This window comes from Polaribacter sp. HL-MS24, from assembly GCF_032758595.1.
Lineage (GTDB): Bacteria > Bacteroidota > Bacteroidia > Flavobacteriales > Flavobacteriaceae > Polaribacter.
In genome coordinates this window covers 266,697-293,657 of record NZ_CP136415.1, presented here as the reverse complement: position 1 = coordinate 293,657, position 26,961 = coordinate 266,697, and the positions used below count along the sequence as shown (strand labels likewise).

Sequence of the window (26,961 nt, the reverse complement as noted above, 5' to 3'; positions counted from 1 at the left end):
TCCATATTTAATTAGTAATTTTGCCCGATGCAAAAAATTAAAAATTTAGCTTGTTTACTAGTGCTTTCTGTGATGCTATTCTCTTGTGGGGAATATCAAAAAGTACTCAATAAAGGTTCCGAAGAAGAGCAGTATAAGATGGCTGTGAAATTGTATGAATCTCAAAATTACAGCAAGGCTTTGCGTTTGTTCGAAAAAATAACGCCTTATTACAGAGGAAGACCTCAAATGGAGCGTATCCAGTATATGGTTGCTCAATCCAATTTTAACGAAAAAAATTATACCACAGCTGGCTATTATTTTGATCGATTTGCTGAAAATTATCCAAAAAGTTCAAAGAAAGAAGAAGCAGCTTTTTTATCTGCTTACAGTTATAAATTGGCATCTCCCGTTTTTAGTTTAGATCCAACAGATACGAATAAAGCATTAGAAGCCTTTCAAGGATTTATCAATGACTACCCAGATTCAGAAAAATTAGGAGAGGCCAACAAGCATTATGCCGAATTGAGAATCAAGTTACAACGAAAATCATTTGAAATTGCTAAGACCTACTATCGAACGGCAGATTATGATTTAAGAAATTACAAAGCAGCCATTCAAGCCTTTGATAATTTATTGTCGGATTATTTAGGTTCAGAATTTAAAGAAGAAGCATTGTATTATAGATTGAAAGCGGCACATGATTTTGTGTTGAAGAGTTTTGATAGAAGAAAATTGGAAAGAATTAAAGATGCTATAGATGCATATGAAAAGTTGAAAAGAAATTTTCCAGAATCGAAATACTTGGAAGATTCGAATCAAATGCTATCGACCCTTCAAAAGGAGCAAACAAGAGTAGAGGCTCTATTGAAAAAAGAAGAAACAATAACATTACAAAAAAGCAAATAACAATTATGGACTATAAAGAAACCAAAGCAGCAACAAGCACTGTTACGTATAACAAAAATGAAATTGAAGCGCAGACTGAAAACATTTATGAGGCGATTTCAATCATAGCCAAAAGAGCAACTCAAATCAACAATGATTTAAAAACGGAATTAGTGGATAAGTTGGATGAATTTGCAACTTATAACGATAGTTTGGAAGAGGTTTTCGAAAATAAAGAGCAAATTGAAGTTTCAAAATTTTACGAAAGATTGCCAAAACCCACTGCTTTAGCTGTTGAAGAATGGTTGAACAATAAAGTATACCACAGAACACCAGAAACAGAATAATATGTCTGTTTTAAGCGGTAAAAAAGTTCTATTAGGCATTACTGCCGGAATTGCTGCTTACAAAACGGCGAGTTTAGTCCGTTTATTCATAAAATTAGGCGCAGAGGTTCAAGTAATTATGACTCCTGCGTCTAAAGATTTTATTACACCACTAACACTTTCTACACTTTCCAAAAGACCAGTTCATTCTGCCTTTTATGAAAAGGAAGAAGAAAATGAATTATGGAACAACCATGTAGCGCTTGGTCTCTGGGCAGATATCATGCTCGTTGCTCCTGCAACTGCCAATACCCTTTCTAAAATGACCAATGGGGTTTGTGACAACTTATTGTTGGCAACCTATTTGTCTGCAAAATGTCCTGTTTATTTTGCCCCTGCAATGGATTTGGACATGTATATTCACCCAGCAACAAAAAATAATTTAGAAAAATTACAAAGTTTTGGCAATCGGATGATTCCTGCTACCTCTGGCGAACTCGCAAGTGGTTTGGTAGGAGAAGGACGTATGGCGGAACCTGAAGAGATTGTTGCATTTATCCAAAATGATTTGCTAGATCAATTGCCATTGAAAGGGAAAAAACTTTTGATGACTGCGGGTCCAACATACGAAGCGATTGACCCGGTTCGTTTTATTGGGAATCATTCTTCTGGTAAAATGGGGTATGCAATTGCTGAGACTGCTGCAAATCTAGGGGCTGAAGTTGTTTTAATTTCAGGGCCATCCAACGAAGAAATTCAGCATGCCTTGATAAAGAGAATTGATGTACAATCTGCTGAAGAAATGTATTTTGCTGTTCATAAACATTTTGGAAGCTGCGACATTGCCATTCTTTCTGCCGCGGTTGCTGATTATAAACCCAAAAAGGTTGCCACTCAGAAAATAAAAAAGGAAGAAGCAACGTTAGAGATAACATTGGAAAAGACCAAAGATATTTTGGCTTCCTTAGGGAAGTTGAAAGAAGATCAGTTTTTGGTTGGTTTTGCTCTTGAAACAGATCATGAATTGGAAAACGCACGGGCTAAATTACAACGAAAAAATTTAGACTTGATTGTTTTAAACTCCTTACAAGATCGGGGAGCTGGCTTTGCAACCAATACGAACAAAATTACGATTATAGATGCTGCCTTGAACGTGAAGCCTTTCGATTTAAAATCCAAAGCTGCCGTTGCTGTAGATATTTTAAATGAAATTATTGCCAAATTAGCGTTGTAAAGACGTTTTAGAATGGCGATTTCGATACCATTCGACCCAATAAAAACACCTAAAAAATGCAACAAAAAATTGTACTCTTCTTCTTGTTTTTTTTAACCTTTAGTTTGCATTCGCAAGAATTGAATTGTTTGGTCACTGTAAATGCAGCCCAAGTTCAAGGCTCGAATGTTCAAGTTTTTAAAACCTTACAAAAATCATTATCAGAGTTTATCAATCAGACCAAATGGACAAATAAGGAAGTAAAAGTTGAAGAACGTATTAATTGTGCGATGAATATCATCATTACTTCAAGAGATAATAATTCGTTTCAAGCCTCCATACAAGTGCAATCGACAAGGCCTATTTACGGTTCTACCTACGATTCTCCCATTCTCAATATAAGAGACGAAAAATTTTCATTTACCTACAACGAATTTGATCCGTTAATTTACAACCCCAATTCTTTCGATAGCAATTTAATTTCTACCATAGTGTTTTATACTCAGATTATTTTGGGTGCTGATGCTGATACTTTTAAAAAGTATGGTGGAGAGCCCTATTTGAAAGAAGCACAAAATGTCATGTTGCAAGCCCAACAGAGCGGAATTCAGTCTTGGCAGAATGTAGTTGGAACTCAAAATCGTTTTTTATTGATAGACAATTTATTATCATCAAAATTAAAAAATTACAGATCTATATTGTATGACTATCACCGAAAAGGAATGGATGTGTTTTCATCCAATGAGAGAACTGCAAAACAAACCATCGAAAATAGTTTGATCTCTTTAGAAACGATTTATAACAAATCGATAGGAAACTACCTTATCCGTATCTTTTTGGATGCCAAAGCAGACGAAATTGTTAGTATTTACTCGGATGGAGCCAAGACCCAAAAAACGACTACACTCATTAAAACACTTCGTAAAATCTCTCCGAATAACAATTCTAAATGGAGGCAGTTAGATTGATGAAATTGGTTTAATTTTTTAAGAAATAAGTTGCTTCTACTTCTAAAATAATTGCTAGTTTCAATAGCACTGCAAGGTTTAATTTTGTTTTATTTCGTTCTAGTTTATGGTAGGCAACTTGCCCGATACCTAGCTTTTCTGCTACATAGGTTTGAGTAAATTCTTTCTCTAGCCTTCGATTTCGTATTTTAAATAAGATTTCTTTTAATTTTTGTTGGATTAAAATTTCCATTCCCTAATGAATTAAGATGATGTGGGGAATTTTACCGTCAAAACTACAAAAAAACTACCACGACCATACAAAAAAAGTAGTTTCAGTCTCTTTCTTTTAAGGTTTATATCCAAGGAGTTATAATTTATAACTTTTTAGATATTGACTAAAATAGAATCTTTATCTATATTTATCAAAAAAAATGAATAGCCTTTGGTAGGAGGTTTTAGCTTTGAATAAAGAGAAGAGAAAATGAAAAAACAACTATTTCCAAAAGAAATTTTAGAAAACACCGTTGAAGGACATCAATTTAAACACACTCATAAAAGTAAAATTATTTACAGTTTTTTTTAAAAAATCTTAATGACAAAAAAACAAGTTTATTTAAGGATAAGTATTTGTTTTGCATTATTAGGATTGTTGTTGTCAATATTTTATCGGCCCTATATATATGCAAATAATGTTTCTGACTTTGGGTTTGCGGATGTTATTGGTAGCTTCGTTTCTGTGATTAGCTTTTGTACTTTTGTATGGTGTAATAAAGAGTATTCCAATAAGGTCAAAAATAGTCATATTTTTTTAGCAATTTTTGTTTATGGGGTTTTGTGGGAATTTTTAGGCTACCTAAAATTATATGGTACTTTTGACAAAAAGGACATATTTGCAACCATAGTTAGTGGGTTACTTACTTATTTTATAAAAATGGTTGTCGAAAAAAAGTATGATAAGAAATATTTAAAAAAACATTGATAAAATTTAGAAAGAAAATTTTTCAAATAGAAAGTAAACAATCAATTAACTTTTTTAAATATTTAGCTGCAGTGTATCTTACGAAAAGATGGCAGTAGAATTCTAGATTCAATTTTCATTTTTCAATTTTAATTCACTAATTTTAGCTTCTAAAATTATAGAATTTGCTGAGTTCCATTTCCATTACTAATTACGCTTTAATCAATCAATTGCATATTGATTTTTCCTCAGGGCTTTCCATCATTACCGGAGAGACTGGTGCTGGAAAATCTATATTATTAGGTGCGTTGGGGTTGGTTCTTGGCAATCGAGCCGATTTATCTGTTTTAAAAGACGATCGCCAAAAATGTATTGTCGAAGCAAAACTCTCTATTGAAAATTATCAATTACAAGGTTTTTTTGAAACGGCTGATTTGGATTATGAGCAGGAAACTATTCTTCGAAGAGAGATTTTACCTTCAGGAAAATCCAGAGCTTTTGTAAATGACACTCCTGTTACGCTTTCTGTCTTGAATTCTCTTAAAGAAAAATTGATGGATGTGCATTCACAGCATCAAACAAGCCAATTGTCGGACGTGAATTTTCAATTTACGATCATTGATGCCCTTAGCAAAAAATAAGACAGCAATAGATTCTTATCAAAGAGGCTTGCAGCAATACCATTTCTTACAAAAAGAATTGCGTCAAATTGAAGAGAGCCAACGAGAAGCCAATCAGCAATACGATTACAATCTTCACCTTTTTAATGAGTTGGAAGCTGTAAAATTGATAGCCACAGAACAAGAAGATTTGGAAGCAATTTTAGAAAAACTGAACAATATTGAAGATATTCAGCTGAACCTTTCAGAAGCCTTATCTCTTACAACCCACGAAGAAGTAGGCATTCAAAGCCAACTTTCATCAGTGGAAAACAGGTTGCACAAGATTGCCTCTTTTTCAAAGGAATACCAAGAAATTTCTGAGCGACTCACCAGTCTTAAAATTGAACTGGATGATATTATTGGTGAGTTAGAAACTGCAAATGAGAACCTTGAGTTCAATCCTGCTGAAGCAGAAAAAATTAATGACAGGCTTCAATTGATCTATAATTTACAGAAAAAGCATTATGTAAACACCATAGAGGAGTTGTTGGCAATACAAGAAGTGCTTTCAGAAAAATTAGCACAAAAAGAAAATGCAGAAGAAAACATTGCGTTAAAGTCAATAGAAATTCTGAAAGTTTCAGAAAAATTAGATGCAGTGGCTCAAAATATTTCTGATGCACGTTTGAAAACGATACCTAAGCTCACAAAGTCTTTAGAGAGTCTATTGGCTGAATTGGGTATGGAGAATGCGCGTTTTTCAATTCAAATACGTCCCACACATCATTATTTTTTCAATGGGAAAGATGAGTTGGAATTGCTATTTTCTGCTAACAAAGGTGGTAATTTTGGAGAACTTAAAAAAGTGGCTTCAGGAGGAGAATTGTCAAGAATCATGTTGTCAGTTAAAAAGATCTTATCGGAAAACACCCAGTTACCTACCATTATTTTTGACGAAATAGACACAGGTGTTTCAGGAGAGATTTCCAATAAAATTGCTCAAATCATGCAGCAGATGAGTGCACATATGCAGGTGATTACCATTACCCATTTGCCACAAATCGCTGCAAAAGGAGCACATCATTATAAAGTATTTAAGAGTGACATAGGTGGAAAAACCACCACCAATTTAAAACAACTTTCCCCAGAGGAGCGCATTGTTGAAATTGCCGAAATGTTAAGTGGGAAAGAGATTTCAGATTCGGCATTGACTCATGCTAAAGAATTGTTGAATTAACGAAGCAAAACGAATCCGTTTGTTAATAACCCAATATCCAATATGTACAATTTATTAAAAGGAAAAAAAGGAATCATCTTTGGTGCGTTGAATGAACATTCCATTGCATGGAAAACTGCTGTCAGGGCACATGAAGAAGGGGCGATATTTGTATTGACCAATGCGCCAGCTTCTATTAGAATGGGAGACATTGCTGTATTGGCATCTCAAACCGATTCACAAGTTATTCCTGCAGATGCGACCTCTATAGATGATCTAGAAAATTTAGTTGTACAAGCGATGGAGATTTTAGGAGGTAAAATTGATTTTGTATTGCACTCCATCGGAATGTCGGTCAATGTTCGAAAAGGAAAACACTATACAGATCCCAATTACGATTTCACGACCAAAGGATGGAATGTGTCAGCAGTTTCGTTTCACAAAACAATGAAGGTCTTGTATGACAAAAAGGCCATGAGTACTTGGGGAAGTATTGTCGCGTTGACCTATATGGCAGCTCAGCGAGTTTTTCCAGATTATAATGACATGGCAGATAATAAGGCCTATTTAGAAAGTGTTGCCCGTAGTTTTGGCTACTTTTTTGGAAGAGATTACAAGGTTCGTGTCAATACCATTTCTCAATCTCCAACCCCCACAACTGCAGGAACGGGAGTAAAAGGTTTTGATGGATTTCTAGCCTATGCCGATAAAATGGCTCCATTAGGAAACGCAACAGCAGCTGATTGTGCAGAATATACCCTTGCTATGTTTTCCGATTTGACCAAAAAGGTAACCTTGCAAAATCTATTTCACGATGGCGGATTCTCAAATATGGGGGTAAGTGATGCCGTTATGGAAAAGTTTGACTAACTTACAATGAGAAAAAAAATCGTTCAAAAGTGATTTTTTTTGACGTTTACTTTTTTAATAATTTTGAAGACAGACTCCTATTGAATTTCTCTATCATCATTCCTGTTTACAATCGTCCACAAGAAATTAATGCCTTGTTGGAGAGTCTTGTGCTACAAGATTTTTCTGAGGACTTTGAGGTGCTTATTATTGAAGATGGCTCTGAACACTCTTCAGAGAAGATTGTAGAGAAATACACAGATCAACTTCGAATACACTACCATTTCAAAGAAAATACTGGGGCAGGGGATAGTCGAAATTTTGGAATGCAGAAAGCTTCGGGAGACTATTGTATTATTTTAGATTCTGATATCATTCTTCCCAAGCAGTACCTTTCGGAAGTACAAAAGGCATTGTCCGATAATTTTACGGATGCCTTTGGAGGACCAGATGCTGCTCATCAAAGCTTTACTTCGCTTCAGAAAGCCATTAATTATTCTATGACTTCGCTGTTAACAACAGGGGGGATTCGAGGGAAAAAAAAATCCGTCGGGAAATTCCAACCCAGAAGTTTTAATTTTGGAATTTCCAAAAAAGCTTTCGAAAAAACGCAAGGTTTTTCTACAATGAAGAACGGAGAAGATATTGATTTAAGTCTTCGGCTTTGGGAAAATGGATTTGAAACCCAGCTTATAGAAACTGCTTTTGTATACCATAAAAGACGTAGCAATTTGATGCATTTTTTTGAACAAACCTATGGTTTTGGAACTGCTAGACCCGTGTTGAATGCGAGGTACCCTCAAACTGCCAAGTGGATCTATTGGTTTCCGAGTATTTGGTCTTTTGGGTTGTTATTGAGTGTGTGGGTTGCCCTATTAGGGCAGTTCGTTTTGATTGATTGTTATGCTGTTTATCTTGCGCTGATTTTTTCAGATTCTTTCGTCCAAAATAAAAACATACATGTCGCATTTTTAAGCATATTTACCTCGATGACTCAATTCTTCGGTTATGGACTCGGATTTTTAACCGCACAGTTTTCAGTTAAAAAATAGTTTCGATATAAATATTAAAGCCCAGACTCCCCCTCAAAGGGTTTCAAACCCTTTGAGGGGGAGTCTCATAAAAATATAAAATAGTCACCTTGGACAAGTAAGTTGTAGAGGCTGCAAAATTTTATATCCCATTTGGAAGAGAACTATTCTTTAAAAATAAAAACCCAAAACATTTAGGTTTTGGGTTTTGCAAGTATTACTCACTTATTTTTTTTTCAGAGCTTGTTGTTCTTGTGCTTGCTTCATAGCAGCATCGATACGTTGTCTGAACTTACTTTTTGCTTTTTCTGGACGTTTTTTGTTTTCCTCTATTTGTGCGTGAATTTTATCTTCATCAATCACAAAGTTTTTAATGACCAACATAATCACGATGGTCAATAAGTTGGAAATAAAGTAATACAAACTCAAACTACTCGCATAGTTGTTGAAGAAAAACAACATCATGATGGGAGAGAAATAAATCATGTACTTCATCATTTTTCCCATATCAGGCATTCCTTCTTGCGCTGGGGCTTGCATATTTGCTTGCTGACTTTGGTTCATTTTCATATAAAAGAAAATGGCAACAGAAGCTAAAATAGGAAACAAACTTACATGATTTCCATACCAAGGAATGTCAAAAGGCAAGGTGTAGATGGTATCGTATGAAGATAGATCGGGTGCCCATAAGAATCCTTTTTGACGTAAATCTAAATTGGTAGGAAAAAATTTAAACAAGGCAAAGAAAATTGGCATTTGCAATAAGGCAGGAATACAACCCGACATCATGCTTACTCCCGCTTTTCGCTGTATCGCCATGGTTTCTTGCTGGCGTTTCATTGCGTTGTCTTTTCCAGGTACTTTTCGTTCAATGCAGTCAATTCTGGACGAATAACTTTCATTTTTGCACTCGACACATAAGACTTGTAGACCAAAGGTGACATTAAAATACGGACAACAATGGTCATCAAAATGATGATCAATCCGTAATTGTTCAGAAGTCCTTTCAACATATTGAAAACTGGATAAAAGACTGTTCGGTTTAGAAAGCCAAAAATACCCCAACCCAAATCGGCAGTTTCATCGAGTCCTGTAGTTTCGTAGGTTTTTAATAAATTATAATCACTAGGTCCATAAAACCATCTCATCTGATAATTTAGTTCACCTCCTGTTAAGACCAAAGGAGTTTTTAATTCGTATTTCTTGGTAAAAACAGTATCTATTTTCTCGTCTATTACCAAATCGGTAGAAGTTACAGTAGCATTGTAAAAAGGAGTGTCGGTCAATAAATTAGAGGTAAAAAAGTGTTGTTTGTAAGCAACCCAGTCCAACGAATTTAAAATCTCGGTATTCCCTGGTCGTAAATAATCCACTTCACCGTCAGTCTTGTAGTAATACCACGAATACATTGTATTTTCGGTTTTTAAACTCTTTTCGTGTCGAAACCCTTTCAAAGACCAATCCAATTCAATAGGATTGGAAGCATTGATGACAGCGCTTAATCCTTGAGAACGTACAGAAAAGTCAACCATATATTCTTTAGGTTTCATTTCGTATCGGTACTCTAAAAACTGAGTATCAGAAACTTTTAATTTCATTGACAACACGTCATTTCCGTTTTTCTTTGTAAGGACGGGGGTAAAGAATAAATCGGTTGTGTTTAAAATTTGATTGTCAGTGGTTCCAAAGTTAATGTTAAAAGACGCATTGTTGTCTTTGATCATGTATAATGGAAGAGAATCGTAGGTTTTGTAGTTTTTAATCAACGCTTCTACAATTTGCCCTCCTTTATTGTTAATGGTCAGTTTTAGAACTTCGTTTTCAATGGTAGTGACTCCTTCTTTTCCTTGTATTGCACTGTAAGCAAAAGCACCCAGTTTGTTTTGCTGTACAATGGCTCTGATCGAATCATTTTCAAAAGAGGGGGTTGTTGTTTCAAAAGTATCACCTTCAGGATTTGTCGAAGGAGCAATCATCTCGGTAGGTGTTTCAGGGAGAATTTCTTCTTTGTTCGAATTCATCCACCATAATAAAATACCTCCTAATAAAATCATTCCTATAAAGGAATTATAATCGAATTTTTTTGTTCCATATTTTTTTAAAAATGTCATTTTGTCGTTACTGTGTTGGTTGAATACAAACCAAAGTTGACAAATGTAGTTAAAAAGCAGGTTTTAAATTGTTTTTCCTGCTTTTAGTTAGAGAATCCTATAGTGTACAAATCCTATTCCCTTTTGAACTAGGAATAGGATTTTTTTGTAATTTCTAGCCTTTCGATTGTTTTAATGCTGCCTTGATAAAATCCACGAACAATGGATGTGGGTTTAGCACGGTGCTTTTGTATTCTGGATGATATTGAACTCCAACAAACCACGGGTGATCCGGAATTTCGATAACTTCGACCAAACCTGTTTTAGGGTTGATTCCCGTTGCTTTCATTCCAGCTCTTTCAATTGCTTTTAAATAGGAGTTATTGAATTCAAAACGGTGTCTGTGACGTTCACTAATCGATGCTGTTTGATAGGCAGCAAAGGTCTTAGATCCTTCAGAAAGTGTGCAGTCCCAGGCACCTAAGCGCATGGTCCCACCTTTCTTAGTGATCTTTTTTTGACTTTCCATTAAATTGATTACCGGGCTTTTGCAATTTTTCTTCATTTCTGTAGAAAAAGCATCTTCTAAATTCAATACATTTCTTGCAAATTCAATCACTGCCATTTGCATTCCTAAACAAATTCCAAAAAACGGAATCTGCTGTTCTCTTGCATATTTTACCGCCTTTATTTTCCCTTCAATTCCTCGATCTCCAAAGCCTGGAGCAACTAAAATTCCATTCAAACCGGTTAATTTCTTTTCGACGTTTTTTGGAGTCAAGCTTTCAGAATGAATCCAACGTATTTTGACTTTGGTCTCGTTGGTTGATCCGGCATGGATAAATGCTTCCGAGATCGACTTATATGAATCGCGCAGCTCTACATATTTTCCAATCAGACCAATTTCTACTTCCGATGTTGGGTTTTTATGCTTTTGAATAAAGTTGTTCCAAGCGATGAGTTCAGGTTGTTTTTCAGAGGAGAGTTTTAGTTTTCCTAAAACGACCTTATCTAACCCTTCTTCAAACATTAAGTTTGGTACATCATAAATCGTTTCTGCATCAATCGATTGAATAACATCTTCCTTTTTGACGTTGCAAAACAAGGCCAATTTATGTTTGATCTCATCAGAAATTTCATGCTCTGTTCTACACACTAAAATATCTGGACTTACACCACTTTGCATTAGCATTTTTACAGAGTGCTGTGTAGGTTTTGTTTTCAACTCTCCGGCTGCTGCCAAATAAGGCACTAGCGTTAAGTGAATCACAATTGCATTTTCTTCTCCTTTTTCCCATAACAACTGACGAACAGACTCTACATAAGGAAGCGATTCGATATCTCCAACGGTTCCACCAATTTCTGTAATGATGATGTCATAGTCACCTGTTTCGCCTAAAAGTTGGATGCGGTGTTTAATTTCGTCTGTAATGTGTGGGATTACTTGTACTGTTTTTCCCAAAAACTCTCCTTTTCGCTCTTTGTCAATGACAGATTGATAGATTCTACCCGTCGTTACGTTATTGGCTTGTGAAGTAGGAATGTTTAAAAAACGTTCGTAATGTCCAAGGTCTAAGTCGGTTTCAGCACCATCGTCTGTTACATAGCATTCACCATGTTCATATGGGTTTAATGTTCCTGGATCGATATTGATATATGGATCTAATTTTTGGATGGTAACAGAATAGCCTCTTTCTTGCAATAATTTAGCCAGAGATGCTGCTATGATTCCTTTTCCTAGTGATGAAGTTACGCCTCCAGTTACAAAAACGTATTTAGTATTGTGCATGCCATTGTTAGGTTTGCGCAAAAGTAAGAACTCTAGTTTTTATCACAAATAAAAAAGGCATAAAGATTTCAAAAAAACAGCATATTTTACTTGATTAAAAATAATTTCACATTTTTTTTAAATTGTATTTGCCATAAATAAAAACAGTTGTATATTTGCCCACGCTTTAAACGAGGTGAACTTGTTCAGCAATAAAAATTAACAAAGAAGACTTTTAAAAATACAGATAATGCCAAAAAGAACGTACCAACCATCGAAGAGGAAGAGAAGAAACAAACACGGTTTCAGAGAGAGAATGGCTTCTGCAAATGGTAGAAAAGTGTTAGCACGAAGAAGAGCTAAAGGAAGAAAGAAAGTTTCTGTGTCTTCTGAATCTAGACATAAAAAATAATATAATGACTATCAGTTGTTAATAATCAAGGTGTTACTATTTTTAGTAACACCTTTTTTTATACCCATATAATATTTATTTTTACAAAAACTAACTTACAATTATTACAATGCCAAAAAACGACAAACTAAAATCGATTTTAATTATAGGTTCTGGCCCCATTGTTATTGGACAAGCCTGCGAATTTGATTACTCGGGATCACAATCTTTAAGATCGTTAAGAGAAGATGGAATTGAAACGATTTTAATCAATTCAAACCCAGCAACAATTATGACTGATCCTTCTATGGCAGACCATATTTATTTGTTGCCTTTAACGACCAAGTCTATCATTCAAATCTTAAAAGAACATCCACAAATTGATGCTGTTTTACCAACGATGGGTGGACAAACAGCGTTGAATCTTTGTATTGAAGCTGACGATAAGGGTATTTGGGACGATTTTAATGTGAAATTAATTGGTGTCGATATCGATGCAATCAACATTACTGAAGATCGAGAGCAGTTTAGAGAATTGATGCTAAAGATTGATGTACCAATGGCGCCTCAAGCTACAGCAACTTCTTTCCTAAAAGGAAAAGAAATAGCACAAGAATTTGGTTTTCCATTAGTCATTCGTTCTTCGTATACCCTAGGGGGTGCCGGAGCTTCGATTGTATATGACCCAAAAGATTTTGACGAATTATTGAGAAGAGGTTTAGAAGCTTCACCTATTCACGAGGTGATGATTGATAAAGCCATGATGGGATGGAAAGAATACGAATTGGAATTGTTGCGAGACAGGAATGACAATGTTGTTATTATTTGTTCTATTGAAAATATGGATCCCATGGGAATTCATACAGGAGATTCTATTACGGTAGCTCCAGCAATGACTTTGTCAGACAAAACCTATCAGAAAATGCGTGATATGGCAATTCATATGATGCGTTCAATTGGTGATTTTGAAGGAGGATGTAATGTCCAATTTGCTGTGTCTCCCGACGAAAAAGAAGATATTATTGCCATTGAAATCAATCCAAGAGTTTCTCGTTCTTCTGCATTGGCGAGTAAAGCGACTGGATATCCTATTGCAAAGGTAGCTACAAAATTGGCTATTGGTTATACTTTGGATGAGTTGGAAAATGGAATCACAAAATCTACTTCAGCCTTATTTGAGCCGACTTTAGATTATGTAATCGTAAAAATACCGCGGTGGAATTTTGATAAATTCGAAGGCTCAGACCGAACCTTAGGATTGCAAATGAAATCGGTAGGAGAAGTAATGGGAATTGGGCGTTCTTTTCAAGAAGCATTGCACAAAGCAACCCAATCATTAGAGATTAAAAGAAATGGACTTGGAGCTGATGGAAAAGGATACACCGATTACAATCAAGTTATTGAAAAACTAACCAATGCAAGTTGGGATCGAGTTTTTGCAATCTATGATGCCATAGCCATTGGAATTCCATTGAGTCAGATCTATGACATTACTAAGATTGACATGTGGTATTTGAAACAATACGAAGAGCTGTTTCAACTTGAAAAAGAGATCTCAACCTTTACGATTGATACCATTCAAAGAGATTTGCTTTTAGAAGCAAAACAAAAAGGATATGGTGACCGTCAAATAGCGCACATGTTGAGCTGTTTTGAAAGTCAAGTATACAATAAAAGAGACGAATTAAAAATTCAAAGAGTTTATAAGTTAGTTGATACTTGTGCTGCAGAATTTACAGCAAAAACCCCGTATTACTATTCAACCTTTGAAAACGAGATTGAAACTCCATCTGGAGAAATAATTATCGCCAACGAAAGTATTGTAACCCCAAAGAAGAAAGTAATTGTCTTGGGTTCAGGGCCTAATCGTATCGGACAAGGAATTGAATTTGATTACTGTTGTGTACACGGTGTTTTAGCAGCTGCAGAATGTGGCTACGAAACCATCATGATCAACTGTAACCCTGAAACAGTTTCTACGGATTTTGATACAGCAGATAAATTGTATTTTGAACCTGTTTTTTGGGAACACATTTATGACATCATCCGTCATGAAAAACCTGAAGGAGTCATTGTTCAATTAGGAGGACAAACCGCCTTAAAATTAGCTGAAAAATTAACGAAATACGGCATTAAAATTATTGGAACTAGTTTTGAAGCCCTAGATTTAGCTGAAGATCGAGGAAGTTTTTCAAACTTGCTAAAAGAGAATAACATCCCTTATCCAGAATTTGGAATTGCTGAAACAGCTGACGAAGCTTTGGCTTTGGCTGACAAATTGGATTTCCCAATTTTAGTAAGACCTTCTTATGTATTGGGAGGACAGGGAATGAAAATTGTCATCAACAGAGAAGAATTGGTCGCTCATGTGGTCGATTTATTACAGAAGATTCCAAATAATAAGCTCTTATTAGATCATTATTTAGATGGTGCGATCGAGGCAGAAGCAGATGCGATTTGTGATGCAGATGGAAATGTATACATCATCGGGATTATGGAACATATTGAACCTTGTGGAGTGCATTCAGGAGATTCAAATAGTGTATTGCCAGTATTTAATTTAGGAGATTTAGTCATGCAACAGATTGTTGATCATACACATACAATAGCCAGAGAGCTTAAGACAGTAGGATTGATCAACGTACAGTTTGCTATTAAAGACGATACAGTATTCATTATTGAAGCTAATCCGAGAGCCTCTAGAACGGTTCCTTTTATTGCGAAAGCCTACAAAGAGCCTTATGTAAATTATGCAACCAAGGTAATGTTGGGAGTGAATAAAGTAACTGATTTTAAATTCAATCCTCAGTTGGATGGATATGCAATCAAGCAGCCAGTATTCTCTTTCAATAAATTCCCGAATGTCAACAAAGCATTAGGTCCAGAGATGAAGTCGACAGGAGAAAGTATCTTGTTTATTGACAGTCTTAAAGACGATGAATTTTATGATTTATATGCAAGACGTAAAATGTATTTGAGTAAGTAAATTCAAATTCATTCAATAGTAAAACATCCAGTACACTGAAATTGATTCAGGATACTGGATGTTTTTTTGGGTCTAGATTTTAAATTTTAAGGAAGTAATAATTTGGAATTACTATTAATTAATAAAGGGAGAAATTCTTCCATTTCAAAACTTTTACTATTAAAACGAGAGGTTCTATCCTTCGCTTCTTCTTGTCTTTTGATACTTCTAACAAAACGAAGTATTTCGTCTTTGCTTGTTAACACAATCCCAGGTATAGGGGTGCTTTTTCCAGTTTCGTCTTTAGCAACCATTGTGAAATATGAGGAATTACAATGTTTTTTTTCTCCAGTTCTTATGTTTTCCGACTCAACTCGTAATCCCACCACCATAGATGTTCTTCCAGTGAAATTGATAGAGGCTTTCATGGTTACCAGCTCGCCAACTTCAATTGGATTTAAAAAGTCAACTTTATTGACCGAAGCGGTTACACAATAATTTTCTGAATGTTTTGAAGCGCAGGCAAAGGCAATTTGATCCATGAGATTTAAAATATGCCCCCCATGAATTTTTCCACTAAAATTTGAATGAGATGGAAGCATCAATTCAGAGATGCTTAATTGAGACTCTGAGATATGTTTGTAAAGATTCATTTTTTTTGTGATCGTCAACCATTAGAGGTTAATTTTTATGTATTCATATTTTATCAATAAGTTTAGATAAAAATACAATTTAATTGCAAGGTGTTTTTTAAAAAACACTGCTAAAATTTCACTAAATAAAATTTATGTAGTAAATTACTTGATTATCAATATTCTATTGAAAGAAAACGCTTTAATTTTTATTCCCTAATTTGAAAAAAATGAAAAAAAACTACTTTTTTAAAACATCTTTATTAATGATTCCTGTATTAGCATTTTTGTTGATGTCGAATTCTGGTGGGAAATCAGGAGCTTTTTCGGGTTCCCCTGGAGATGGAGGAGAATCCTGTACTTTTTGCCACAGTGGAGGGAATTACGGAGCAACTGTTGCCATCACTCATGATGTTCCAGTTTCTGGATATGAATTAAATACCACATACAATCTCACTGTTGTTGGAAGTTCATCTTCAAGCTCGAATGGTTTTCAACTGACTGCTGAAACCAATTCAGACAACGCTAAAATTGGAACATTGATTGCAGGCGCAACTTCTAGGTTGGTCAACGGAAATGCAAATATCACTCACACCAATACTACCAATAGTTCTTGGAATTTTCAATGGAAATCTCCCGCCACAAACCAAGGGGGTGTTACCTTTTATGCTGCCTTAAATGCTGCTAATGGGAATAGTGCAACCTCAGGAGATCAGGTGGTTACGGGGGATTCTGGTGTAATAAACTCTTTGAGTATTGCAGATGAAAAGCGACTGGATTTTTCAATGTTTCCAAATCCAGCTCTTTCAAATGTAAGCATTCAGTTGCCGACAGAGACCAATAAAGCAACTGTCTTATTCTATGATACGATTGGTCGTGAATCTCTTTCAACAAAGGTTTCAAATTTAGATTCAAATATAAATGTCTCTGTGTTGAGTAAAGGAGTCTACATCGTAAAGGTTATTTCTGGAGGTAAAATTGGAACTCAAAAGTTTCTTAAAGAATAAAAAAACAATCTTTTTTAAGAACCGTTTGTAAATCTCTACAATCGATTTTTTTTATGCCTATTTTAAAGTAAATTTGTTTTTGAAAAACATCCCTATGAATTATATTTTATTTGACGGAGAAGTAAGAAATTCTTTGTTGCCTTTTACCTATACAAGACCCGTTGCAGACATCAGAGTTGGTATTTTAACCATTCGTGAAAAGTGGGAGAAATATCTCAGTTTAACTACTACGACCATTACTGAAGCCTATTTGGAAGATAAGTATCCAATGGTTGAGTTGGAAGAAAATGTGATGATCAACGCTTCTTTTTTACCAACTGCACAATTGGTTGATCAAGTAAAAAATTTACAAGAAAATCAAGCCATTTTTAAAGGAGATGATGTGATTGCTTTTTTTACTACCGATTCTCAGGAAGAAATTGATTTTGATAATTATACCCAACTTGAATATGAAGGAGAGTTATTACAAGTAAAAAATACGTGGGATATTTTTTCATTCAATGCACAAGCCATTCAGCAAGATTTTGATTTGATTACAAAAGATCGAACTTCAGAGCCAATTCCAAAGGGTGTACAAACCATCAATCCAGAAAATATTTTTATTGAAGAAGGAGCGAAGCTTACTTTTGCTACACTCAATGCAAGTGAAGGACCAATTTATATTGGCGCTAAGGCAGAAATTATGGAAGGGGTTGTGGTCCGTGGTCCTTTATCGATGTGTGAATATTCAGTGTTGAAATTGGGTGCTAAAATTTATGGTGCAACTACTTTAGGTCCGTATTGTAAAGTAGGAGGCGAAGTCAATAATTCCGTTTTATTTGGGTATTCAAGTAAAGGGCATGATGGATATTTGGGGAATTCAGTAATTGGTGAATGGTGCAATTTAGGGGCAGATACCAATAATTCAAATTTAAAAAACAATTATGCAGAGGTCAAGTTATGGAACTATACTTCCGGTAGATTTGTAAAAACTGGATTGCAATTTTGTGGCTTAATGATGGGAGATCATTCCAAATGTGGCATCAATACCATGTTTAATACAGGTACTGTAATTGGAGTAAGTGTAAATATTTTTGGAAGTGGTTTTCCTAGAAATTTTGTTCCGTCTTTTAGTTGGGGTGGAGCTACAGGCTTTACAGAATACAAAACAAATAAGGTCTTTGAAGTTGCAAAAGTAGTTATGGAACGAAGGGGTTTTGAATTTGACTCCAAAGATGAAGCAATTTTAGAGCATATTTTTGAAGAAACAAGTTCGTATCGAAATTATTAAGGTACTTTTCTACATATCAAAAACCCGAAAGAATTTTTCTTTCGGGTTTTACTTTTTGAAGGGGTGTTGTTAGTTTTTGTCTATGACATCTCCAGATCCGATTGATTTGGTGTCAACATGTTTGGGATTTCCTTTGTAGTAGATATTTCCAGAACCCACAACTTTTGCTTTTATTTTTGTCTGAACAGTTATTTTAATGTTTCCAGAACCAGCGATGCTTGCATTCAAGTCATCTGCTGTAAACGCATAAGCTTTGATACTTCCAGAACCCGCGATCTTACTTCTCATTTTTTCGGCTTTTCCTCTTAAGATCAAATTCCCTGATCCTCCAATAGATGCACTACCATTTTGTACCTCAAGGTGTAGGTCGATGTTTCCAGAGCCACCAATATTGACTTTAAAATCTTTAGCTTTGATTAAGTCCTCACTGCTTATTTTTCCAGATCCACCTAGGGAGACACTTTCCAAATCTTTAATTTGAACCCTTATTGTGACACTTTTGGTAGACCGAATGTTGGTATTTCTTTTGTATTGAATTTTCAATCGATCTCCATCGACTTCCGTTTCGATATACGGAATGATATTCTCTTCTGCTTCAATAGTTATTTTTCCTTCTGTACCTTTTACCAAAATTACTTCAAAAGAACCTCCAACATTGATTTCGTTAAAACTGGAGACAGTTCTCGTTTTGGTAATTTGGTTTCCATTTCCTTTGATTCGATTTTTGCTTCTCCACCAATCTTGTGCATTCATGGTATAGGAGAAGAAGAGTAGCATGCTTGTAATAACAAATTTAGTTTTCATTTTTTTTTTTTTTGATTAATTAGATTCACTAAATTTTACACCTCCATATTGAGATTTAATTTTTACAGTAGACTTGGAAGTTCCGTTTCCGAATTTTCCTTCGTAGTATTTTTTTGTAGGTTTAGAGATGCTTTTATAGATTTCAATTTGATCAATCGCTTGTTTAAAGTTTGCATATTGAATATCAATTTCAAAATTGAAAACAGCAGCGGGATTAATTCCCACTCGGATTCCGGTATATTGTCCGGAAATTTCGACATTTTCAAACCCTTTTTGGAGCTGGTCAATTTTTATAGACCCATAATCTGAGTCGACGTTTAAGGCCTTCTGAACAATTCCAAATCGTAAAGCAGTATAATCTGAATTCCCTATAATATTCTTTCCCTCATCGATTGTAATGGCACCATAGTCAACATTAAAAGTGACTTTTTCAATGCGATGTATGTCTAGAGTTGTATAATCTGCATTGATTGTAATTTCTTGACCGTCCTCAATGGTTAGTTTTGAATAGTCAGTATTGATATTTCCTCCTTTGATATAGTCAATGCTCGAGTTTGAGGCATAATCTAGATGTATTCTATTCGTATTTGCCAACAACTCACCGAGTTCAATTTTTCCATAATCGCAGTTGATGTCTGCTTCCCCAGAAAGTTTGTCCAGATAAATATTCCCATAATCGTTGTTCAATTCAACGGAGTTACTTTCAGGCATTTTTACGAGGTAATTCACTTCATAGCTCATGTTTTTGCTTCTATTCCACCAATTCCAACGAGACTTGCTCTGTTCAAAAATAGTAGTTGCTTCGACTCGGGATTTTGAGGCGTCAAATTCAACATAAATTTTTTCAAGTTTACGCTCTATATCCTCGTAATCATCTCCTTTTACCGTAATGGTTACTTCAATTTCTATTTTGTCATTATTCCAAGTAGTGATGTGTAAGTTCCCATATTTGTTGGTAATGGCTAACAAGGCATCTTTGTTTACTGTAAACGTTTTGTTAATTTTTTTACTCTTTTCGTTTTTATTATCAGTAGGACCTACAAATGCTACTAATGGGACAAAAAATAGAAATAAGATTGTTTTAAAGATAGTTTTCATCTGTGGAAATTTTAGGGGTTTTAAGGTATTTTATTTGTGTCAATAGGTTTTCGAGAATCTCTAAACGTTGTTGATAGTTGTCAATCATGGCTTGAATGATTTTCTTTTCGTTTCTATTTTTTGAAAGTTCAACAACAAAAAAATTATACTGTTCTTCTAACGTTTCAAGCCCTTCTAGGGCGTGTTCTATAAGTGCTTCGGTTTCTAAACTGCGGTTGTTCTCTACAGCTTGTAACTCTTGACGAATGGTCGCAACAAAATAGTTTTGAACCTCTGCCATTTTAGGCGAAATATCTGCCAAATCTGTTTGCTGTTTTTGATGATTCGTACCCAATCCAAAACCGATGATCAAAACGATTGATGCAGCTACACTTAGCCATCTCCAAGACATATTTGTATGCTGTTTTTGATTGCTTAATTTTTGCTTAAAACGCTTTAAATGACCTGAATGGGGTTCTAGAATATCAAAATCCATTTGTGGAGTATCATTTTTCATAAGTTCTTAGTTCTGGTTCTTCAAGGAGCAAATATTTTATTTTTTTCTTAGCTCTCGACATGATTGTTCGCACGTTTTCGTTGCTGATATTTACTATTTCTGAAATTTCATCATAATCATATCCTTCTATAAAATGTAAGGTGAGGACAACTCGGTAATTTTCTTTCAAACGATTCAGTGCCTCTATCACTTGTTTCGCTTGTAATCCTGAAAAATCAAGTTCCTCTTCTTCAACATCTACTTCCTCATTAATGATCAACTTCATTTTTATGTCATTGTAACGTTTGTTCTTCTTCAATTGGGTCAAACTTTTATTGATCACTATTCGTTTCAGCCAAGCTCCAAAGGCTACTTCTCCTTTGTACATCTTCAACTTTGTAAAAGCGGTTAAAAATGCCTCTTGCATAATATCCTCAGCTTCAAAGTCATCTTTTAAAATCCGATGCGCCGAATTGTACATAGCACGATAATAACAATTGTATATTTCTAATTGTGCCTTAGAATCCGATTTTTTACAGCGATCTAAAAGATTGGTGATATGTGGTTGATTGGCTTCCAATGAAACAGTTCTATTCTATAGACGCATATGCTCCTTGTTTGTGACAGTTAAAGTAACTTTTTTTCAATAATGACGTATTTTTTGTGAAAAACAATCAGTACTTAAACAATAAATGTATAATTTAAAAAATGAATATGATCATGCAACCAAACAATGACAAATTTATATTTCATGAGAGTTGGTTCGGAGAAAACATCTTTTTATTTACTTTTCAAATCGCACTAGATTTTAGTTTGAAATAAGGATTATTTTTTTCTGTGATACTTATTTCAATTTTTCAAATTCAAACAAAACGTTCATTTCTGAATTCGAGACCGATGCATTTAATTTTTGGCCATTTTTCCAATATTTAATAACCTTTGGGAAATCGTTTTCTGGGTTTTTACAAACAAATTCGCTGTTTGTGTGGCTCGTTCCTGCAAAGAGAATTGGTGTTGTTATTTTTGGAAGGCTAACAGTCAAATTCCATTTTTCATTTGCTTTGAACAATTTGATTTTTTCTTGAGAAATTGTGTCTTCACCTTGTAACGTAAACCCAACCCCTGCATATACAGTATCGTTTTGTTTCGTCCAATTTTCAAAGGTTTTTCTCCCTTCCTCATTATTGATCCGTTCCCAATTTCCCAGTATCCAATCAAAATTTTCAATTGGATGGGTAGGACTATTTTTCTGCGGTTGATTTTTTGGTCTTGAATTGCATGAGAGTATCATAAGACCAATGAACAGCATTATTATTTTTTTCATCAGTGTTGTTTTTAGAAGTGTTGAACTTGATTTTTCTGCGGCCTAGCTTATTTGATGTCTTTTCTGAATTGTTCTTCGGAAGGCCGAATCCAGAGAAGATATAGGAGAATTAAAACCCCAAAGTGGATAAAATTGGGGTCTAAAAATAAAATTAAGAAAGCGGCTGCTTCAACAATTGCCCAACGAATGATTGAAGCCGTCTGATACAAAGGTATTTTTTCTTCTAGTTCCAGTTGGGGATTTATATTCTTTAGTTGTCTTTTGTAGAGGTACTGGCTAAATCTAAAAGAGAACAGAAGCCCGACTAGAGAGATGATTGATGTTGTTTCTACGCTGAAAGAGCTTACGTTTTCAAACGAAGTAATAATACCTAGCATACAATAGGCGATTAGGATTGCAATGCAGATGGCAAAGTGAAGCCCCTGAATGTTTTTGAATTTAGCTTCCATTTTTTTTGTTTTAAATGTTCGCTAAGTTGGGGGCAAATAGTCTCAGTAATGGATGTTCTTAGTTAGAAATCCTGTATATAATTTACTTGAAATCAATACGTTGTATTTGCAAGTTACGAAATTTCATCAATACGCAAAAAAATAGATGTACTTTAAGTGAGTTGCATTATTTGATAGTTTTCTAATCCACACCAGTTTCTCGTAGAATTTCTAAATTACATATTTATCAGATTTTTTAAAATTTGTAAGTTGTTCTAATTTGGTCTATGTCACTCATTCCTGATGAATCATCGTTATTCACTAAGAAGATATTAATTCTTTGATGCTCAGTATTTGGTATTATGAGTAGAGTTTATTTCTTTTAAAATCGGAACAAAAAGTGCAATTATTGCCCCTCCCATTCTTTTAGTGAAGCCTTATTCATTTCTATATAAGCATCATTCTTTGCGCGAGTAGCATATTTTAATGAGGCTTTTGCTGCTGCAATGGCTGTTTTTAGATTTCCTGCTTTTGCATGAATCAACGCTTGTTTTCTAAGAAACCAGAAACGAGGTTGGTCAGCACTCAGTGCAACCGCTTTGTCAATCCATTTTTGAGCAATTTGGATATCTTTGTTGGTACTGAGATAGTAATCGGCAGCAGTGTAGAAATCTTGAGCTGTAGGTCCTGCCATTACTTGGTCGATATTTTTAGAAACCATGGCATCTGTTGGAGTACCAAAAGGCAATCCTACATAAGTGTTCTCCCATAAGATTCCGATTACTGCAGAATTATAGGTCAAATCATCAAAGGTTATGGTCAAAGTCTCTATTGGCATAGGCATCTGCAGAGGAGTTACGCGAACTTGTACAGCAACTTTCGTTGGATCCCATTCTCTTGGAACTCCCCAATTGTTGGTATCTGTATACAAAATGATGTCCCAAGCTTCTTTACTAGGAATGGTAAACAAAGCATAAGTTCCTTTTTTTAACTCTTTACCATCAATGCTAATATTGGTAGAAAAGCTAATCTTGGTATTTTCGTTGGCTCCTGTTCTCCAAATTTTTCCATAAGACTCCAATCCACCAAAGATTTTTCTACCTTTCATGCTAGGTCTAGAGTAAGTAATACTGATGTCTGTGAGGCCAACTTTTTGTTCTATTTTTTGGAGAGGGCTCGGTACAGGAGCTTCAATTTGTGCAGTGCCAACATAAGAAATTGCCGCTACGATTAGGTTTAGGATTATTTTTTTCATAATAGTTTGTTTATGTAATTGATCAAAATTACAATTTCAAAACAGAGGGTACTGTTAAGAAAACCTTAAAATAATGTACCGTATCTTTGTACACGTTTTTAAAGAACATATTCAAAATACATTCCTGAGTTAATTGGAACATTTTCAATATTTTTTTGCAGAGAAGCGGCTTTGATCTTGTGTGAATGGGTTGAGCAAACGAATAGCTAATAGTATAAAAGAATTCCCTTGAAAAACATTAGTATTTTAGGTTGTGGATGGTTGGGAAAACCCTTAGCAACCTCTTTTTTAGAAGAAGGTTATACATTAAAGGGTTCTACGACCTCTGAAGAGAAAATAGCAATTCTTGAGGCTTTGGAAATTGAAACCTATCTTGTAGATATCTCTGAATACGAAGAATATGATGCCTTTTTAAATGCTGATATTTTGGTAATTGCCATCACATCAAAAGACATTGACGGATTTGAAAGCTTGATCCAGCAGATCGAAGTATCACCTGTTCAGAAAGTAATTTTCATCAGTAGTACATCGGTATACCCGAATCTAAACGCTGTTGTCACTGAAGATACAAAACCAAAAGATACTCCTTTGACTGCTATAGAGGAAATGTTTCGTCAAAACAATTGTTTTGAAACTACAATTATTCGTTTTGCAGGTTTATTTGGAGGCGAGCGTGATCCTGGAAATTGGTTTTCTGATGGACGAAAAATTCCACAACCTAGAGGATATGTCAATCTCATTCATCAAGAAGACTGTATTGAAATTATTCACCAAATTATTGATCATAATTGTTGGGATACAACTTTCAATGCTTGTGCAGATCATCATCCAATTAGAAGCGATTTTTATACCCTTGCCAAATTGAGGAAAGATTTTACAACTCCAGAATTTGAAGAACATGAGGTGTTGAGTTATAAAATTGTGAGTTCTGAAAAGTTGCAAGAAGTTTTAGGCTATGCGTTTATTCACAATGATTTATTTTCTATGTTTAAATCTTAACGTCTAAAAGTTGAAACGTCAATGCCGGTGGATTTTTTATTTTTAAGAGAATCTTAGATAGCTTGAGGCTAGATCCCATACTTCCGTTTTCGAACAAAATGAAATACACCACCAAAAAGCAGTATTAAAAGAATAGGAAAGACAACGTTAAGAAATTTCCAAAAACGACGTTCTTTAAAGGCTTTCTGCTTGTTGAGAATATTGATTTGTAAAGACTTGTTTCTTAGTTCCATTAGACCGACATCATCCAGCAGATAGTCTACAGCATTCAGTAAAAAATCTTTATTTCCGAAGGTCTCACCTGTCCATTTATCTCTTGCCAAATCGTAGGGTTCTTTTTTTAAAATCTGATTTTTCCCAATATCACCATCTGAGATGATGATCATCTTGTTTTGATTTGCATTAGCTTTGTAAAGTGGGGTTTGAAAAGGCAGCATTCGATTTTTATAAGCCGATTTGAAATCTCCTTCTAACAAAACCGCAAACAATTGATTTCCGTCTTGAAAGTCAGCTTCAATAGGTTGGTCAGCTATTGATTGTAATTCAATAAAATTGGGAGTGCCTAATTTCTGCGTAAGTACCGAACTCACTAATAAAGGTGTTTTTTTGATTGAATTTTTTAAGGTATCTATCTGATTTGTGTACTGGAAACGAACGGGTACTATGTTTTTGGTAATTGGGTGATATGGATTCCCATTTGCCAAAGGATGAAAAAACCAAGGCTAAGTTTTTGAATTGGGTTTGATTTCCAATCGTACCTGAAGCTACTGGGATTTTTGCAGCATACAGATCTTTTACCAAAGAGGTATTGATCCGAACACCATAGGAGAAAAGAAGATCGGTAAGATTTAGATCTCTCGGATAAGCTAACAACTTGCCCGTGTTGATCAGGCTGTCTTGATCAGCATTGACTTGGTCCAACATCCACAAGGTTTTTCCTCCGTTGGTGATAAATTGATCTAAGGTGAATTTTTCTTCTTTAGTGAATGGAACTGTCGGTTTTGCTATGATTGTCAAGTCATATTGATTCAGTGCTTTGAGTGTTTTTTGAGGATTTTCGGCAACCGAATCTAAGGTGAATTTTGCCAATTGATGTTTTTTAGCAACTTCACTCAAGAAACTATACAAATACAAATCGCTCAATTCACCATTTCCTGAAAGTACAGCTATCTTCTTTTGTTCTTTGATAGTGATGCGATGCAGGGCACTTAAAAAACTGTATTCTAAGTTTTCAATTGCTTTCTGCAGTTGCTCTTCTTGGGAGGCAACAACGGCGGTTGGTAATAAGGAAACAATAGTACTTTTACCATCATAGTTGATTTCTGCCCATGGAAAAATAATCGCTTCGGAAAGTTTTCCGTTTTCTTCAACGGTTAATCGACTGGGCATCATGCCTCTTTCAAGTAAGGCTTCGCGCTGGTCATCTGGATTTTCAAAATGGAGGATAATGTCTGAATTTTCCGCGACCAGCTCTTCTAAAAATTGACGTGTTTCTATTTGCAATCGTTTAAATTCTGAGGGAAAATCACCTTCCAAATAGACTGTAATAAAAAGACTTCGATCAATTTCTTTGAGGATGCTATGGCTGGTTTCCGATAATGTATAGCGTTGGTCTTGACTAATGTCAAAACGAGTATAATAAGATTGATTGGCCATGTTTAACACGATCAAGCCAATCAATAGTCCCAAGCTATTTTTGGTTCTTCTATTCATTTTCTAAACGATTTTTAGTCATGAATAAAAAGAAAACGGTGACACTTACAAAATACATGAGATCTCTGCTGTCGATTACACCACGTGAAATGCTTTTATAATGTTCGTTGATTCCTATTTTCTGAATAGCAAGCTGTTGGTCAAAAGAGTTTGAAATGGCATCAAATCCATAGAAAAGTAAAAAGGTGATAAAAATCCCTAAAAGAAAGGCTGTAATTTGATTGCTTGAAAGGGTAGAGGTAAACAATCCAATAGCAGTATAGGATGCAGCCAAAAGCAACAAACCCATATAAGAGCCAAAGGTACTTCCTAAATCGATATTTCCAATTGGATTCCCCAATAGATAGACTGTAAATACATAGCTTAAAGTGGGCAACAAAGCGACCACAACCAAAAGGAGTGAAGCCCAAAATTTTCCTAGAACAATCTGCCAGTCCGAAATAGGCCTTGTCTTTAAAATTTCAATTGTTCCATGATTCAATTCGTCCGCAAAACTTTTCATGGTAATGGCGGGAATTAAGAACAGAAACACCCATAGGGCTAGGTAGAAAAAAGAGCGGATATCAGCAAAACCGGCATTTAAGATATTGAAGTCATCTTGAAAGACCCATAAAAACAAACTGTTGATCAATAAAAAAACACCCATCACCAAATAGGCAATTGGGGAGGCAAAAAACGAGTTGAATTCTTTTGTAAAGATGGTCTTCAATAGGTGGTTGTTTTGGAACGG

25 protein-coding genes and 2 pseudogenes are annotated in these 26,961 nt (G+C 35.0%); 13 read left to right on the top strand and 14 right to left on the bottom strand.

Annotated features, from left to right (window positions below):
* Window positions 1–27 precede the first annotated feature (27 nt).
* Genes RRF69_RS01370 through RRF69_RS01355 form a run of 4 tightly spaced genes read left to right on the top strand, consistent with a single transcriptional unit; the run spans window position 28 to window position 3,374 of the window.
* The gene (locus RRF69_RS01370; RefSeq protein ID WP_316940206.1) at window positions 28–888 is read left to right on the top strand and encodes an outer membrane protein assembly factor BamD; all 861 of its coding nucleotides are present in this window, start codon (window positions 28–30) and stop codon (window positions 886–888) included.
* 5 nt (window positions 889–893) lie between these two features.
* Entirely contained in the window at window positions 894–1,214 is a 321-nt protein-coding gene (locus tag RRF69_RS01365; RefSeq protein WP_316940205.1) for a DNA-directed RNA polymerase subunit omega, read from the top strand.
* A 1-nt stretch (window position 1,215) separates the two neighbouring features.
* Window positions 1,216–2,427: a bifunctional phosphopantothenoylcysteine decarboxylase/phosphopantothenate--cysteine ligase CoaBC gene (gene coaBC, locus RRF69_RS01360; protein ID WP_316940204.1), complete on the top strand. Its 1,212-nt coding sequence runs from the start codon at window positions 1,216–1,218 to the stop codon at window positions 2,425–2,427.
* A gap of 56 nt (window positions 2,428–2,483) precedes the next feature.
* Window positions 2,484–3,374: a DUF4835 family protein gene (locus tag RRF69_RS01355; protein WP_316940203.1), complete on the top strand. Its 891-nt coding sequence runs from the start codon at window positions 2,484–2,486 to the stop codon at window positions 3,372–3,374.
* A gap of 10 nt (window positions 3,375–3,384) precedes the next feature.
* Here RRF69_RS01355 and RRF69_RS01350 read toward each other — a convergent pair whose 3' ends face one another.
* Window positions 3,385–3,606, bottom strand: a complete 222-nt coding sequence (locus RRF69_RS01350) for a helix-turn-helix transcriptional regulator (RefSeq protein ID WP_316940202.1) — start codon at window positions 3,604–3,606, stop codon at window positions 3,385–3,387.
* A gap of 342 nt (window positions 3,607–3,948) precedes the next feature.
* Here RRF69_RS01350 and RRF69_RS01345 point away from each other — a divergent pair, with 342 nt between their 5' ends.
* The 4 genes and pseudogenes from RRF69_RS01345 (at window position 3,949) to RRF69_RS01330 (ending at window position 8,033) form a co-directional block, all read left to right on the top strand.
* A complete protein-coding gene (locus RRF69_RS01345) occupies window positions 3,949–4,335 on the top strand; it encodes a hypothetical protein (protein WP_316940201.1) in 387 nt (128 codons plus the stop codon).
* 164 nt (window positions 4,336–4,499) lie between these two features.
* Window positions 4,500–6,153, top strand: a pseudogene (gene recN, locus RRF69_RS01340) (DNA repair protein RecN).
* A gap of 42 nt (window positions 6,154–6,195) precedes the next feature.
* A complete protein-coding gene (locus RRF69_RS01335) occupies window positions 6,196–7,002 on the top strand; it encodes an enoyl-ACP reductase (protein WP_316940200.1) in 807 nt (268 codons plus the stop codon).
* Window positions 7,003–7,031: 29 nt separating this feature from the next.
* Entirely contained in the window at window positions 7,032–8,033 is a 1,002-nt protein-coding gene (locus RRF69_RS01330; RefSeq protein ID WP_316940199.1) for a glycosyltransferase, read from the top strand.
* A 204-nt stretch (window positions 8,034–8,237) separates the two neighbouring features.
* Here RRF69_RS01330 and yidC read toward each other — a convergent pair.
* Both yidC and RRF69_RS01320 read right to left on the bottom strand, forming a co-directional pair.
* Window positions 8,238–10,033: pseudogene (gene yidC, locus RRF69_RS01325) on the bottom strand (membrane protein insertase YidC).
* A gap of 244 nt (window positions 10,034–10,277) precedes the next feature.
* Window positions 10,278–11,891, bottom strand: a complete 1,614-nt coding sequence (locus RRF69_RS01320; protein WP_316941093.1) for a CTP synthase — start codon at window positions 11,889–11,891, stop codon at window positions 10,278–10,280.
* A 229-nt stretch (window positions 11,892–12,120) separates the two neighbouring features.
* On the opposite strand from RRF69_RS01320, the gene rpmH reads away from it, so the two are divergent.
* Together rpmH and carB are read left to right on the top strand one after the other, a co-directional pair.
* Entirely contained in the window at window positions 12,121–12,282 is a 162-nt protein-coding gene (gene rpmH, locus RRF69_RS01315) for a 50S ribosomal protein L34 (RefSeq protein ID WP_316940198.1), read from the top strand.
* A gap of 109 nt (window positions 12,283–12,391) precedes the next feature.
* Window positions 12,392–15,247, top strand: coding sequence for a carbamoyl-phosphate synthase large subunit (carB, locus tag RRF69_RS01310; protein WP_316940197.1), 2,856 nt, complete (start codon window positions 12,392–12,394; stop codon window positions 15,245–15,247).
* A gap of 86 nt (window positions 15,248–15,333) precedes the next feature.
* Here carB and RRF69_RS01305 read toward each other — a convergent pair whose 3' ends face one another.
* On the bottom strand, window positions 15,334–15,879 hold the full coding sequence (locus RRF69_RS01305) for an acyl-CoA thioesterase (protein ID WP_316940196.1): 546 nt from the start codon (window positions 15,877–15,879) through the stop codon (window positions 15,334–15,336).
* A 209-nt stretch (window positions 15,880–16,088) separates the two neighbouring features.
* On the opposite strand from RRF69_RS01305, the gene RRF69_RS01300 reads away from it, so the two are divergent.
* Window positions 16,089–16,865: a choice-of-anchor V domain-containing protein gene (locus RRF69_RS01300; protein WP_316940195.1), complete on the top strand. Its 777-nt coding sequence runs from the start codon at window positions 16,089–16,091 to the stop codon at window positions 16,863–16,865.
* 94 nt (window positions 16,866–16,959) lie between these two features.
* Window positions 16,960–18,135 carry a GlmU family protein gene (locus RRF69_RS01295; protein ID WP_316940194.1) on the top strand — a complete coding sequence of 392 codons (1,176 nt, stop codon included), beginning with the start codon at window positions 16,960–16,962 and terminating at the stop codon, window positions 18,133–18,135.
* A gap of 69 nt (window positions 18,136–18,204) precedes the next feature.
* Here RRF69_RS01295 and RRF69_RS01290 read toward each other — a convergent pair whose 3' ends face one another.
* From RRF69_RS01290 to RRF69_RS01260, 7 genes are all read right to left on the bottom strand, one after another.
* Window positions 18,205–18,939, bottom strand: coding sequence for a head GIN domain-containing protein (locus RRF69_RS01290; RefSeq protein ID WP_316940193.1), 735 nt, complete (start codon window positions 18,937–18,939; stop codon window positions 18,205–18,207).
* A 15-nt stretch (window positions 18,940–18,954) separates the two neighbouring features.
* Window positions 18,955–20,037: a hypothetical protein gene (locus RRF69_RS01285; RefSeq protein ID WP_316940191.1), complete on the bottom strand. Its 1,083-nt coding sequence runs from the start codon at window positions 20,035–20,037 to the stop codon at window positions 18,955–18,957.
* A complete protein-coding gene (locus RRF69_RS01280) occupies window positions 20,021–20,533 on the bottom strand; it encodes a hypothetical protein (protein WP_316940190.1) in 513 nt (170 codons plus the stop codon). Before RRF69_RS01280 ends, RRF69_RS01285 begins: the two co-directional genes overlap by 17 nt.
* The gene (locus RRF69_RS01275; protein WP_316940189.1) at window positions 20,523–21,092 is read right to left on the bottom strand and encodes an RNA polymerase sigma factor; all 570 of its coding nucleotides are present in this window, start codon (window positions 21,090–21,092) and stop codon (window positions 20,523–20,525) included. The genes RRF69_RS01280 and RRF69_RS01275 overlap by 11 nt, the downstream gene beginning before the upstream one ends.
* A gap of 264 nt (window positions 21,093–21,356) precedes the next feature.
* Entirely contained in the window at window positions 21,357–21,836 is a 480-nt protein-coding gene (locus RRF69_RS01270; RefSeq protein WP_316940188.1) for a hypothetical protein, read from the bottom strand.
* A gap of 47 nt (window positions 21,837–21,883) precedes the next feature.
* Window positions 21,884–22,285, bottom strand: coding sequence for an MFS transporter (locus tag RRF69_RS01265; RefSeq protein ID WP_316940187.1), 402 nt, complete (start codon window positions 22,283–22,285; stop codon window positions 21,884–21,886).
* A gap of 385 nt (window positions 22,286–22,670) precedes the next feature.
* A complete protein-coding gene (locus RRF69_RS01260; protein WP_316940186.1) occupies window positions 22,671–23,519 on the bottom strand; it encodes a DUF2911 domain-containing protein in 849 nt (282 codons plus the stop codon).
* A gap of 228 nt (window positions 23,520–23,747) precedes the next feature.
* Here RRF69_RS01260 and RRF69_RS01255 point away from each other — a divergent pair, with 228 nt between their 5' ends.
* Window positions 23,748–24,518 carry an NAD(P)-binding domain-containing protein gene (locus RRF69_RS01255; protein WP_316940185.1) on the top strand — a complete coding sequence of 257 codons (771 nt, stop codon included), beginning with the start codon at window positions 23,748–23,750 and terminating at the stop codon, window positions 24,516–24,518.
* 68 nt (window positions 24,519–24,586) lie between these two features.
* Here the strand turns inward: RRF69_RS01255 and RRF69_RS01250 are convergent, their stop codons facing one another.
* Genes RRF69_RS01250 through gldF form a run of 3 tightly spaced genes read right to left on the bottom strand, consistent with a single transcriptional unit; the run spans window position 24,587 to window position 26,940 of the window.
* Window positions 24,587–25,108, bottom strand: a complete 522-nt coding sequence (locus RRF69_RS01250) for a hypothetical protein (protein WP_316940184.1) — start codon at window positions 25,106–25,108, stop codon at window positions 24,587–24,589.
* Window positions 25,062–26,231: a Gldg family protein gene (locus tag RRF69_RS01245; protein ID WP_316940183.1), complete on the bottom strand. Its 1,170-nt coding sequence runs from the start codon at window positions 26,229–26,231 to the stop codon at window positions 25,062–25,064. Before RRF69_RS01245 ends, RRF69_RS01250 begins: the two co-directional genes overlap by 47 nt.
* Window positions 26,224–26,940 (bottom strand): gliding motility-associated ABC transporter permease subunit GldF, encoded by a 717-nt coding sequence (gene gldF, locus RRF69_RS01240; RefSeq protein WP_316940182.1) that lies wholly within the window; start codon window positions 26,938–26,940, stop codon window positions 26,224–26,226. Before gldF ends, RRF69_RS01245 begins: the two co-directional genes overlap by 8 nt.
* Window positions 26,941–26,961 lie beyond the last annotated feature (21 nt).